General features: G+C 34.6%; 10 protein-coding genes. 9 read left to right on the top strand and 1 reads right to left on the bottom strand.

Annotation, left to right across the window (positions count from 1 at the left end):
- Positions 1–611: 611 nt before the first annotated feature.
- Positions 612–1,250, bottom strand: coding sequence for a hypothetical protein (locus BXO88_RS11075; RefSeq protein ID WP_078037795.1), 639 nt, complete (start codon positions 1,248–1,250; stop codon positions 612–614).
- A gap of 520 nt (positions 1,251–1,770) precedes the next feature.
- Between BXO88_RS11075 and BXO88_RS11070 the strand changes: the two genes are divergently transcribed.
- The 9 genes from BXO88_RS11070 to BXO88_RS11030 all read left to right on the top strand — a co-directional run bounded on the left by BXO88_RS11070 (position 1,771) and on the right by BXO88_RS11030 (position 12,964).
- A complete protein-coding gene (locus BXO88_RS11070) occupies positions 1,771–3,213 on the top strand; it encodes an AAA family ATPase (RefSeq protein ID WP_078037794.1) in 1,443 nt (480 codons plus the stop codon).
- Between the two features lie 80 nt (positions 3,214–3,293).
- Positions 3,294–3,524: a hypothetical protein gene (locus BXO88_RS11065; protein WP_078037793.1), complete on the top strand. Its 231-nt coding sequence runs from the start codon at positions 3,294–3,296 to the stop codon at positions 3,522–3,524.
- A gap of 231 nt (positions 3,525–3,755) precedes the next feature.
- Positions 3,756–4,718 carry a hypothetical protein gene (locus BXO88_RS11060; RefSeq protein ID WP_078037792.1) on the top strand — a complete coding sequence of 321 codons (963 nt, stop codon included), beginning with the start codon at positions 3,756–3,758 and terminating at the stop codon, positions 4,716–4,718.
- Between the two features lie 187 nt (positions 4,719–4,905).
- Entirely contained in the window at positions 4,906–5,880 is a 975-nt protein-coding gene (locus BXO88_RS11055; protein ID WP_078037791.1) for a helix-turn-helix transcriptional regulator, read from the top strand.
- A gap of 46 nt (positions 5,881–5,926) precedes the next feature.
- Entirely contained in the window at positions 5,927–8,002 is a 2,076-nt protein-coding gene (locus BXO88_RS11050) for a GTPase domain-containing protein (RefSeq protein ID WP_078037790.1), read from the top strand.
- Positions 7,992–8,624: a hypothetical protein gene (locus tag BXO88_RS11045; RefSeq protein WP_078037789.1), complete on the top strand. Its 633-nt coding sequence runs from the start codon at positions 7,992–7,994 to the stop codon at positions 8,622–8,624. Before BXO88_RS11050 ends, BXO88_RS11045 begins: the two co-directional genes overlap by 11 nt.
- Positions 8,625–8,636: 12 nt before the next feature.
- Positions 8,637–11,849 carry an ATP-binding protein gene (locus BXO88_RS11040; protein ID WP_078037788.1) on the top strand — a complete coding sequence of 1,071 codons (3,213 nt, stop codon included), beginning with the start codon at positions 8,637–8,639 and terminating at the stop codon, positions 11,847–11,849.
- Positions 11,846–12,562 (top strand): HNH/ENDO VII family nuclease, encoded by a 717-nt coding sequence (locus BXO88_RS11035; RefSeq protein WP_078037787.1) that lies wholly within the window; start codon positions 11,846–11,848, stop codon positions 12,560–12,562. The genes BXO88_RS11040 and BXO88_RS11035 overlap by 4 nt, the downstream gene beginning before the upstream one ends.
- A gap of 6 nt (positions 12,563–12,568) precedes the next feature.
- Positions 12,569–12,964, top strand: coding sequence for an SMI1/KNR4 family protein (locus tag BXO88_RS11030; RefSeq protein WP_078037786.1), 396 nt, complete (start codon positions 12,569–12,571; stop codon positions 12,962–12,964).
- Positions 12,965–13,289: the final 325 nt, after the last annotated feature.

The raw sequence follows: 13,289 nt of genomic DNA, 5'->3' as shown, positions 1-13,289 counted from the left end.
TGCCAGTTTAAATTAATACTGTAAAATTAAAACACTTAAGAAAGCTTGGAAATCCTAGCTTTCTTTTTGTTATGAAAAATAACGTTAGGTTCACATTTGCAGCAACGTAGTGTCTTCTATATTACGGCAAGGAAAAGAAATAACGTTCTCGGGCGAATGCTGTTCAGCTTCCCACAAAGTAAGCTTTTGCTGCATGTTCAGCCAGCTTTCTGCTGATGTATTAGTTGCTTTCCCTACTATATTATAAATGTTCTTTAAGTAAAAACATGGTTGTTTTTACCTTTCGTGAAAAGGCTGGGATGCAAAAGTCCCGGCTTTTTTATTTTTTGATTTATATTAAAACCTTTAGTGCCGAATATAGTAGTGAATACTAAATTGTTCCATGTTCCTTATTAATCATTTTATTTTCTTTCATTAACAGCGAGTAGTGGCTGTTCCACCACTGCTCGCCCTCCTTTCTTTCAAAATAAATGGGCAAGAAAAAAAAGGGCTGCAGTACGAAATTATCATCGTATTGCAGCCCTTAAAACTGTACTGATAAAAACTTCTTGTATAAGGCTGCATAACACTCAGATTTTCTTGGAAGGTGCCATTCTTGAGCCTTCAAGTCATCAAGATACTACATTCCCTGAGTTGACCGCATTAAGGTACCTGCCATCCCATATGCCGTCCTTATCTACATAGCAGAAACCTCTGCCTTTCGTATCCTGAATATACGAGTCAGTCGCCATAAGACCCGATGAAGTGACATAGTACCACTTCTTATCTTTTCCAAGAATCCATGTACTTGTAGGCATAGCACCGTCCTTATTGACATAGTACCAGCTGGACTGTCCTTTGATCCAGGTATCAGTGAGCATTTCTCCGGTCTTGTTGTTGAAGAAATACCAGTGTTTCTTAGCGGGATTCTTTTTCTCAGGAATCTCTAACCAACCATGAGCATTCTTGCCATTAGCAAGACGATAGAACCACCTCCCGGCAGATTCCAGCCATGCAGGATAAGTTGTCTTTGGCTTCACGGTTTCAGCAGTGCCCTTAACTTCGTATATCCACTCAACATGGCCGATCTGAAGATGTCTCTTCGGATCGTTACCTACATAGAGTATTGCATCACCGACCTTGAGGATCTCAGGATTCATGATATGACCATTCTTAATGACAACAGGAACTTCCTCAAACTGTTTGCTCTGATAGATACCGGCAGTGTTAAGGGAAGAAACGGTATATCCGATCTCTTTTAAAGTAAGCATTCCTGAAGAGCTGCAATCAGAGTATCGGTAAAACTCTTTGGGAAATAGATGGTTATTCTAATCAAGAAAGCGTTAATCTATTCTTAAAAGAACCATTATTTGATGGTAAAACCTTTTGGGAGATTGAAAAACAAATCGAATGGGTTGATTATTAAAATACCGCATAGATGCGACCAAACATCTATGCGGCGAAATCTGAGGATACGAAAACCCTCCAAACAAGTAGACATCATTATATAACTAGTGATTATAGATAGTCAAGAATAGTTTTACGTCTTGATATGATTTATAACACACCCTTTTACCTGGAGGTTTTGTTATGAAGAAGATGCTTATTTCTGTATCGCTCTTGAGCTTACTACTTGCTGGCTGCAATAGAACCAGATACTACCTGGGCTTACAAATATTCCGACATTAATTGGATTGGGATCGTCGTAGATGGTAATCGCTGTTGATTCTCAGCCTGATTGCGTGTAGAATATATGTTATAGGCTGAGAATCAACAACAAAGGACAATACTATGATCGGAAGAGAGAAAGAAGTACAACTATTAAATGAACTGTATAATAGCGGTGAAGCTGAGTTTGTTGCTATTTATGGAAGAAGGCGTGTTGGTAAAACCTACCTGGTAAGTGAGACATTTGCCGGAAAGATGGCTTTTCATCACGCAGGTTTATCTCCTATAGAGCTTGATGAAAGTGCTGGAGGAACGCCTTTGCGTAAGCAACTTAAGCATTTTTATAATTCTCTTTTGTTACATGGAATGAAGAAGAGCAGATGTCCTGATAATTGGCTTGATGCGTTCCTTATGTTGGAGATGTTTCTTCAAGAAAAGGATAATGGGAAACGCCAAGTAGTGTTTTTGGATGAATTACCATGGATGGATACTCAAAAATCAGGATTTTTGACAGCTTTTGAAGGATTTTGGAATACCTGGGGATGCTTTCGAAAAAACCTGATGGTTATCGTATGTGGAAGTGCTACTACTTGGATAAAAAATAAGCTAATTGACAATCATGGTGGATTATATGGACGATTGACTGATGAAATTAAGTTATCACCATTTAGTTTAAAAGAATGCAAAAGCTTTATTGAGAGCAAGCGTGTGAAACTTCCAGAATATGACATCGTCCAAGCATATATGATAATGGGGGGGATTCCTTTTTACCTTAAGCATTTGGAAAGAGGCAAGAGCCTGGCACAGAATGTCGATAATATGTTTTTTGTTAAGGATGCACCTTTGAAAAAGGAGTACGACAGGCTTTTTGCATCCGTTTTTAAGAATCCTGACAAGATGAAATCTATCATAGAATGCCTTGGAACTAAGAATGCCGGTTATACCAGACAGGAAATTTCTCAGTTAACCGGAATATCCGCCGGAGGTACATTGTCAGATGATTTAGAGGCATTAATAGCAAGTGACTTTGTAATAAAATATGAACCTTTCGGGATGGGCGCTCGGGATGAATGCTATAAACTGGTTGATCCGTTCTGTATGTTTTTCTTAAAGTTTGTAAAAGGCAAAGGCTCCTTGGATAGTTCTTTTTGGCTTGAAAATCTCACTTCTCAAACTATTATTTCATGGAGAGGTTTTGCCTTTGAGAATGTTTGTTTTAACCACGTGAATCAAATAAAAAAGGCACTGGGTATAAGTGGGGTAAATACTAGCCAATCTCTGTGGTCAAAAAGGGCAGATGATACCGATGGCACGCAGATTGATATGATAATTGAAAGAGCTGATAATGTTGTAAACATGTGTGAATCCAAGTTTTACAGTAATGAATTTGTAGTAAATAAGGGATATCACCGCACTTTGATAAACAGACAAGGATTATTAGAGGAAGAAATATCTGTTGGTAAAGTAATCCATAATACACTGATAACTACTTATGGCCTTAAATACAATGAATATAGCACTTTCTTTGATAATGTGATAACCATGGAAGCATTATTTGATTGTTGATTTTCAGCCTATAACATTGTTTAGAAGTGATTACAGGCCAGAAATAAACAATAATTAATTTAGCGTAAGAAGGTTTTGTTATGAAAAAGATATTGATTTCCGTATCGCTCTTGAGCTTACTACTTGCTGGCTGCAATAGAACCATTGTTGATACTACCTGGGCTTACAAATATGCCGACATTAATGGAATCGGAACCGTAGAGGTCTCGTCGTGGACTGATTACGAGAATTCAGACATGATCCAGATAAAGGCCACAGACGGGACTGTTTATCTAACACATTCAGCGAATGTCATTCTAAGAACAAAATGATTATAAAGCAGATGTAGGTTAAATTTTACTTGCATCTGCTTTTTCAATTGTTTTCAAACATCTATTAATCTATGCGAACAAATGCTTTGATTAAGAAAGCCATAAAGAAAATAATATTCTTTTTTGCTAGGACATACCTCTGTCTACATGAAATGATATTTTGTATCTAAAGAAGAGACATATAGTAAATGTTCTGTTTCAATAAATCCCGAAAGCGAAAGGAGCTAAATAATGCTTTTCAATAAAAATGAAGCTGTGACAATAGAAGCATTTAACAGCGCATATAATTATCTGCATGGTGAATTGAATAAAATTAGAACGGAAATAAAAAATGAAGAAAGAATAGGTTCTATTATAAGCTGTGCACTACATATAGCCGAGACCTCTACTACTAAGGCCACCGCATGTAGTGTTATGGAGAAAATAATTAATGATTGCATAGAGTTGATTGAAATAAATAACTCTCATTCAAACAATTCAGATATTGCTAATCGAGATTTAGATAGTGATATAAAACAATATCTTGAAAGATTTGAAAGATCAATATATTCACACAGAATTAGATGGCAGGATTTAAGAGTCTTATCAAATAAAAAAACAGGCTATGAAGTATTCGACACCCTTACAGATATGATGGTGGAATCAATAAGGACATCAGTTAAAATATCCATCTTTGGGATTGAATGTATGTTTCCAGTGCTTAAGGTTTCATGTAATTCTTATCAGGATAAAGTACTCATATCAAACTATTTTGAAGCATTTGATAAAGAAATTGTTCCGGATCTTCAAACTTACATACAGGAAAGATTAAGAGTTCTAACCCGACGTAATGGTACTATCAAGAAACGGAAAGAGGCTGAAGAAATGAATTCCATTCTATATAGCTGTGTAGTGTATGAATTTAAGCAGAAATTCATAAATTTATTTTTGAAAGTATATAGCGAACAGCTGAATTCAATATACTCATCTAATGAGAAAGCGTCAAATAATCTCAGAGAAAAGCTCAAAAGAATTCTTTCTGAATACCATAATAAGTATGGATCTCGCGAAGATATTAAATCAAATACGCAAAACAGAGAAAGTACAGGTGTATATGAATCAAAGCAGCACAACATAGAAGAATTGTTTACATATTTTGGACGTCTATATCATAAACCTCCAAAAGGTTTTAAAGCAGTATGCTACAATTTTTAATGTGTTTTCAGTTTCAACCGTACATCAACAATCAGGAATTAGATTTGTGATGCCAAGGTGGCACATTAATAACTTCATGAAATATGCCGATATAGTAAATGTGTATACAGATTTAGCATTTACTATAAATTGAGGCTATTTATGGGACATTTTAATTGATTCATTTATAGAAGGAGCTGAATGAGGTATGAGTGTATCAGAAACCAAAAAGAATAGATTACTTGAAATATTCTACCGGGCTATGAAAGGGGAAAATATTTCAATTAAATCTCTGGCTGACGAGTACAGCGTATCAAACAAGAGCATATCGAGAGATATTGGTGAAATTAAGAATTTCCTGTCTGAGAACAGGGAACTTGTTGGGAACACTGAATTGAAATACGCTGCCGCATCCAAATCATATTACCTTGAGTTTGATAACTTCCTTCTTAGTAAAGAGCTGATATCGATAATCAAAATGATGATAGGTTGCAGGGCCTTCAGCAAAATGGAAATGTTGGAGATTATCGGGAAGCTGAAAAAGTTTACATCCAAAAGTGACCGGATAATGCTTGAAAAGATCATTATGAAAGAGATGTACCACTATCATGAGGTTAATCATGACTGTGAAAGTGTTATTGATAATCTCTGGCAACTAACGAGATGCATTTATGAACGGATTGAAATCACTGTTGATTACTATAAGGTAAACCGTGAGAGGGTAGACCGGAGGCTAATGCCAGTTGCAATCACTTTCTCTGATTTCTACTTTTATCTGATTGCCTATAGATGTGACGATAAAAATTGGAAGCCTTTATATTACCGTATAGACAGGATAAATAATGTTGTTGAGCACAGAAAACACTTTGTTATTCCCATGGAATACGATTTTGACGAAGGTGACCTTCGCAGCAAAATTCAATTCATGTTTCCTGGTGAGTATCGAAAGATCAGGTTTGAATATAACGGAACTTCAATACAAGCTATTTTAGATAAAATCCCAACAGCTCGAGTTATCGATATAAAAGATAATGTGGCAATTATAGAAGCCGAAACATTCGGTATTGGTATTAATATGTTTCTGCTGTCACAAGGAAGTAAAATAAAGGCAATTTATCCTAAAGAATTTGTAACAGAATTAAAGGAAGAAATCGTTAATATGCTAAAAATATATAACACGTAACAAATTACATAAGTTTATTGTTTGTATCTTTTAAAAGGAGGAAAAAATGGTTGTTGATTATCAGTCTAGAAAGAAAGAAGTTCTTTCTTCATACAAACAGTTAGAGTCCCTTGTATCTGATTTACAAGCTTATGCTAAGAAAATTGAAATGCCTGACCCCATGGAACGGCTTGGAAATCCGCTGACATCTATACAAAGCATGGCCGAAAGAGTGAAAGCAGATAGATTCAATATTCTTATTGCAGGTGAATCAAAAAGTGGAAAATCCACCTTTATAAATGCGTATTTAGGAGTTGAACTGCTCCCAATGGATGTCAAACAGTGTACAAGCGCTATTGTAGAGATTAAATATGGAGAAACCTTCTCAGTTAAGGCAACTTATGCTGATGGAAGAACACAGGAGATCACAGGAGAGGAAGAGTCCCGTGCATTTTTAAAGGAAAACGCAGCATTGGATGATGACTATAGAGATATACCCGTCCCTACCATAAATAGTGAAATAATTGTAAAGTCAGGTCTACGTGCTAAGGAAGAAGGTGTCCCAATATACATTTCTAATGCAGAAGTAGAAGCCATGTTAAAGTCTCCTGAGGTTAAGGCTGCAAATATTCATAATATATCTAATTATAATGACCGAATTAGAGCGTATATCACTGAAAGAAAAGATAAATGGTATGACATTGTAACTAAAATTGAAGTGTTGTTTCCGTTTGGTGATGATCTCCGAGGAATTGAAATAATAGATAGTCCTGGAGTATGTGCAAGAGGCGGTGTTTCCGAGATTACTTCTCAATATATAGAGAACGCAGATGCAATAATCTTCTTGAAACCCGTAATAGGTCAAGCGCTTGAATCGGAACAGTTCAATCAATTCATGGAGAATGCAAGTGTAGCTAGAAACAAGAGCGCCTTATTTTTGGTTCTTACACATATCGCCGCAAAGAATGAAGCTGATATCCGCCGGTTAGAAGAAGATGCTTATAAAAAGTTTTCATCAAAACTAGATAAAAATAATATTCTTTTTGTTGATAGTAAAGCTGAACTCTATTCAAAAAAGTTTTCTGGTATAGAAAATATTGAAGATGAATTACGTAAACTAAATAAAGAAGGCACTTTAGATGATTTTGTAAAAGCTGCGTACACAGAAACTAACGGAGTATTTGGCACAGGAAACTTTATTGCGAAATTGAAAGAGAAATCTAGGTTTGATCAGATATATTATTCATTAGGAACATTTGGAAGAAAAGCGCATTATATTCTTTTAGCATCATTATTGGAATCAATAAATAATATGTATGAAAAACTCTGGAATGATATGAATTCCCGAATTGACATGTTTAAACAGAAAGCCGAGGATCCGAAGGAATTAGCCGTTAAAATAGCAAAAGTAAAGCAAGAACTTGATATTCTACAAAATAAATTAAGTAGAGGTGTGGATAGTGTTGTTCGTCGATTTCGAGGAGACAACGGGATAATACGAGCAGAAGCAGACGCTTCAGTAAAAGATTATTTATCCTCTGTATCAAAGATAAATCCAAATGATAACGGAGCCTTTAATGAGTTGGAACGTATTTCAATGGAAAAGATAGATCACTTTAAAACTTTAACCGTGTTCCTTCAAAATAAAGTGGTCGAAGAATTTGATAAAGAACTAATCTCTTTAAGCGGTAAAGGTTCTATATCTTTTATATCTTTGCAACCAAATTTTACAAAAGAGACTTTTGAGCAAATAAAGGAGTCGACGAAAGAACAGTCATATAAAAGAGAGAAATATGAAGAGGGTTTAACATTCAAAAGAACGCACCGCTATTCGGTTTATGTACAAGATAGGCACTTTAATGCGATAAAAAATAATATTCTGGATAGATTGGATGTGATTAAGAATGATTTGACAAGTAATTTGGAAGATTTCATCGAACAAATCCGGACAAAGTACATTGATGAACTTGCTAAGAATGCAAGTGCTAAAAAAATCGAATTAGATGCCATCATGGAAGCAAAAATTACCGCAGAACAAAATCAAGAAATAATTCGTGAACTTACAGAACAATCACAAAAAATAACAGACGCTCAATCCAATGTAAAAAAGATAAAAGGGGGTATCGTGAAATATGTACAGTGATTCAATCAAAGATAAAGTTAATACGATGTTTGATGACCTAAAAAAAAGAGTTTATATTATTGTGTCCAATTCTAATACAGCTACCGAAGCTGCTCAAAAGGTTACAAATTTGGCAAGTTCTGAATTGGCGTCAAGAAGCAAATCATTATTGAGTGATATGCTTTTTGACCTTTCTGACTCTTTAATGAATACAGATTATTTCAAGGATATCTCTAAACAAAACAGATTTACAGAAATTAATTTGCGCCAAGAGATATTAAGCAAATATCAGTTTGCAGCTACCGGAACAGTGAATTATAACGAAACATCTAGAGAAACTAGAGCATTGAAGGTAGGTGGAATAACTTTTGTAATAGGGGGCGTATCTGAATTGGGATATGTTTTGATATCAGGATTATCTTTGTCAAGCCTTTTTCCAATCCCTATAGGGACTTTAATAGCTGTCTCTATAGGTACAGCTCTGACGGATTACTATGCAATTGAACCCAAGCGCGAAAAAAAAGCAATGCTAAATGCATTGAATGATTACTTTGAGCAAGCAAAAAAACAATTTATAGACTGGTTTGACGAAGTTGAACGATATTTCAATATGCGTGTAGAAGAAATAAAATGCACAATATGAGAGGTATACCATATGAGTAGTGAAATATTAACAGAAAACCAAAAAGAAATTCTTCAAGAGTTCAATAATGATAGTAAAACTATAGGAGAACAGACAACCAAGTTCCTACAACTAGTTTATCCTTCATATCTTGTTGATAGTAATAATATAAAGGATTATCTTGATAAATCAGGTTCTGATCAACTTAAAGGTATGACCTTTTTCCGTATTAGTAGTTGTACGGCTGATAATGTTGAAAAGCTATTCGATAATATTAGTGAACGTTTTCAAAAACTATTTACAGCCTTATATTCTATAAACACGCCTATTGCATACGGTTTAATTAGTAAAAATGGGATAACTAATCTTGTAATAGGAACATATCCATATGAAGATACCGAAAGTGTCAAATCCATTACCCAGGGTATGCTCTCTAGTATCGAATTAGATTCATTTGAGCCATCATTTATTAGTGAGAATAATAAAACAAATTGTTATGGTATTCTTTCAGGAATACCTTCTCTATATGTTAATGGTGAGAAACAGAACTTCAGTCTGTCTTCAATTATGCGCAGCTTAAATGGGCAAAATTATTCTCTTTTATTTATAGCAAAACCGGTAGATCGAGAAATAATTTCTAGAAACATCACTGAATTAATTTCAGTACGAGATCAGGCATTTGCTGTAAGTAAAAGAAATGTTGCAAGATCAGCTAGCAATACTGAGACAAAAACCGAAACTGACACATCAACAGATACAAAAAATAGTGTGGCAGGACAAGTAGGCAGTGGTGCAGGAACCAGCATCGGTGCAGCTGCAGGAGCTATACTAGGAACTTTTTTAATTCCTCTTCCAGTGATTGGTACTGGACTTGGAACAGCTCTTGGAGGAGCTGTCGGTGGTGGATTAGGAACACTGATTGGTAATTTAGTTGGTAAAGGTAAATCACACTCTGAAGGTTATAGTAAATCTATATCAGATGCAATCACACAAGGAGAAACTGTATCTGGAGATATCCAAAATGGCTTTGCCTTAGAGTTGATGAATTATGCAGATAGTGCTTTAGAAAGGCTTAAAGCAGGTCAAAATAATGGGATATGGCAAACCGCAATAGCTTATTCGGCAGAAAAAAAACATTCCCGAGATATTATAAAAGCCTGCTTATGTGGTGAATTATCGAAGCTTGATTCAGAAAAACTGCCTATGTTAGCATTTGAATCAGAGATAGAAACATCTGAGCTTTTGGTTATACCCGATTTTCTTAATAGTCAAAAGCAAAACCCATTGTGTTCATTTCTTAATTCTGCTGAACTTGGTTTATTATGTACAGTTCCTACAGAAAGCGTTCCTGATTTTGAATTAAAACTTGAAAAAAAATTCCCACTGATAGCTAGTCGTTCATTTGACGACGTCATAAAAATTGGTAATGTAGTAGATGGGAAACGTATACTTAATAATATGCCATTTGCTCTTAGTGAACTTGATTTGAATAAACATACCTTTGTGTGCGGAATTACAGGGAGCGGAAAAACAACCACTGTTAAGAAAATCCTTTTTGAATCTAAAAAACCATTTCTTGTAATTGAATCTGCCAAAAAAGAGTATCGTAATCTAACCGTGGATAAAGATGTTTATACTCTCGGAAGACCTGAGATAAATGCACCTAAGATAAATCCTTTTTATATTATGCCAGGAGTTAGTCCTCAGGCTCACATTGATTACCTTAAAGATTTGTTTAATGCTTCATTTTCATTCTATGGTCCGATGCCATATATTTTAGAAAAGTGTTTACACTCTGTATATAGCAATAAAGGCTGGGATCTTACTCTTGGTTACCATCCTCTACTTGTTAATAGGAATAGTCCTATAGATTTATTTGATATTAACATTATAAAAGAAAGATACTCAAATACATCTCACAAGTATTTATTCCCAACTATGCAGGATTTGAAAGACGAGATTGCAAGATATGTTGAAGAAGAACTTAAATATGATGGAGAAGTTGCAGGAAATATCAAGACTGCAATGAAGGTTAGATTAGAAAACTTATGCGTTGGGACTAAAGGTTATACATTTAACACAAATGAATTTATAGATTTTGAAGAATTATTACAAAAGAATGTAGTATTTGAATTGGACGGACTTACGGATGATTCTGATAAAGCCTTTAGTGTTGGACTCTTAGTTGTATTCATAAATGAATATAGGCAGGTTCAGAAAGAAAAAAACGGATTAGAAGAATCGGGTCTTAAACATTTGCTTGTAATTGAAGAAGCACATAGATTATTAAAAAATGTTAATACAGAGAGGACAACAGAGCATTTAGGGAATCCAATAGGAAAAGCAGTCGAACATTTTACTAACATGATTGCCGAAATGCGTTCTTATGGACAAGGTGTGATAGTTGCTGAACAGATTCCTACTAAGCTTGCACCAGATGTAATTAAAAATACATCAACCAAGATTGTTCAACGTATTGTTTCGATTGATGATCAAATAGCTATGGCAAACACTATAGGTATTTCCAATAAAGATGCTATTCAACTTGGTTCTTTAGAAACTGGATATGCATATTGCCATAAAGAAGGTATGGTATTACCTGCACCGGTACATATTTTAGATTATTTTAAGGATGAACAGGGGTCTACTAATAAATTAGACGACTTTGTGAGCGACGAACTTTTGTATAACAATAAGAATGATCGCTTTGATGAAATCAGTTTAAGCATGGTTCGTAGTATACTTGGAGGACGTACCAAAATAAAGAATATGGTTATTTCTATACTAAATACATTACTATGCGAAAACGAAACAAACTGTAAACTTTCATGCGATGAGGTAATGAAATGTCTTTATAATGAGCTTATAAATTGTTATTTTTCACCAATTAATAGTTGTAATCAATGGAGAATCCAAGCTAGATTTCTTTCTGAAAATATAATAACCATGATGGTTCGAGGCATTTACTGTACTGGAGTTCTTCCAGATAATAACTTTGGCCCTCTTTTGGAATCGGTACTTTATTCACCAGATGAAGAGAATATCCAAAAGATAAAATCAGAATTGAAGAAACTATATGGAACAGATATATCTAAATACGCCAAAATCAATATAGCATCACTTATAAGAAGAACTATGACCACAAATACTGAACTATCGGGAACTATCCGTTCATATTTTCTGAAAGTAAGCGATTATACCGTGAATGAAATAGAAAAAATGGTGAAAGGAGATTCTTTGAAATGATTAATGGTTTTGAAAATATTAATAGTTCCTTGGAATACAATTATGCAGGAATTAATATTAAAGAATATCCTAAATCCTTAGAGATTATTAATGATAATTCAAAAGAAAAAATAATAATACCACCTGACATAGCATATATTGAACGTGCTGCACGATTTTCGCTTTTGGAACAATTTGGTGTAAAAGATCATGAAACAAATGAATCTAAGGGTTTATTTGCAGCCGAAGAAAAAGAGACAAAAGCAGAGGGTTTGACAGCCGAAGAAAAGCAGAGAATAAAAGATGAAACTGGATGGTCTGACGAAATTATTGACAGTATTAAGAATATAAAGCAATATGAGATTCTTAAAAAAGCTGGTTTAATAGAAGTCGAGATAAATGGCAAAAAATGTTTGATAAAAGAAAATATTGATCTTGATTATACCGACGAAGATGGTATATCAAACAGAGAGCGTATGGAACGTGGTTTAGCCCCATTGGATAGTAAAACAGGTAAACCTATTGAATTACATCATCTTGGCCAGAAAGCAGATTCTCCTTTAGTAGAATTAACTGAGGAAGAACACAGAACTGGCGAGTATGAAGATGGAAAGAAAAATCAGAGTTTATGGCATGATAATACCATTGAATCAGAAGTTCATGGAGAGGGAAATAATTGGGATCAAGAACGAAAGGAACATTGGAAAGCCAGAGTTGAACAGAGTAAGGAGTAATATAGAATGAAACAGATAATTGAAACAATCAATAGTCTTCCAGACTTGTTACCATTAAAACCTGCATCAGATACCCAGATAACTGACGCAGAACTCCAATTAAGAGTAAACTTTGCTGAAGAATATAAGGATTATTTATCCAGATTCGGTGCAATTATAGCAGATGGAATTGAGTTAACCGGTATTGCTAATGCTGAACACCGTAATGTGGTGGCTTTAACAAAAAAAGAGCGTGTCCTAAATCCTAAAGTTCCAAATACCATGTATGTTATTGAAAACACTTGTACAGATGGCATTATAATATGGCAGGATACTAAAGGTGAAGTATATATGACACAACCTGAAAAGGAACCACAGAAAATAGCTGACTCAATGGCTGAATATATCTCAAAACATAAATGAACCTCTTTTATTTTTCGATATTCGGCTTTTTACATTTTTATCTTGAATATCGTCGGCTTTTTACAAAATGAAGCTTTAAAAATTAAAGCTGAAAGGTGTAAAAAGCCGAACTTTTGACATTTTACAGCTATATCTTTAATGATTCTACAAGATATAGTTTAAACCGCAGAAGAGTCGCAAGATATTGTTCATGAATAGTTTTCGGAAGGTGCTGTATATACCGTCACTTGAAAAGGTAAATGCTTAATTTCGAGGTATTTTCAGTTTTGCAAAGGTAACTGCATAATACCTCGTTTTTTTATGCCTGAAAACCGGCGTAATTCCG

The sequence above is a fragment of the Oribacterium sp. C9 genome (assembly GCF_002007235.1).
Lineage (GTDB): Bacteria > Bacillota > Clostridia > Lachnospirales > Lachnospiraceae > Oribacterium.
Note: the sequence above shows the minus strand (reverse complement) of the source record. Positions and strands in the feature narration are given on the sequence as shown.

Excerpts from the sequence above, each read along its gene's own strand:
- BXO88_RS11075 (WP_078037795.1), bottom strand. The coding sequence starts at position 1,250 with ATGCTTACTTTAAAAGAGATCGGATATACCGTTTCTTCCCTTAACACT.
- BXO88_RS11070 (WP_078037794.1), top strand. The coding sequence starts at position 1,771 with ATGATCGGAAGAGAGAAAGAAGTACAACTATTAAATGAACTGTATAAT.
- BXO88_RS11065 (WP_078037793.1), top strand. The coding sequence starts at position 3,294 with ATGAAAAAGATATTGATTTCCGTATCGCTCTTGAGCTTACTACTTGCT.
- BXO88_RS11060 (WP_078037792.1), top strand. The coding sequence starts at position 3,756 with ATGCTTTTCAATAAAAATGAAGCTGTGACAATAGAAGCATTTAACAGC.
- BXO88_RS11055 (WP_078037791.1), top strand. The coding sequence starts at position 4,906 with ATGAGTGTATCAGAAACCAAAAAGAATAGATTACTTGAAATATTCTAC.
- BXO88_RS11050 (WP_078037790.1), top strand. The coding sequence starts at position 5,927 with ATGGTTGTTGATTATCAGTCTAGAAAGAAAGAAGTTCTTTCTTCATAC.
- BXO88_RS11045 (WP_078037789.1), top strand. The coding sequence starts at position 7,992 with ATGTACAGTGATTCAATCAAAGATAAAGTTAATACGATGTTTGATGAC.
- BXO88_RS11040 (WP_078037788.1), top strand. The coding sequence starts at position 8,637 with ATGAGTAGTGAAATATTAACAGAAAACCAAAAAGAAATTCTTCAAGAG.
- BXO88_RS11035 (WP_078037787.1), top strand. The coding sequence starts at position 11,846 with ATGATTAATGGTTTTGAAAATATTAATAGTTCCTTGGAATACAATTAT.
- BXO88_RS11030 (WP_078037786.1), top strand. The coding sequence starts at position 12,569 with ATGAAACAGATAATTGAAACAATCAATAGTCTTCCAGACTTGTTACCA.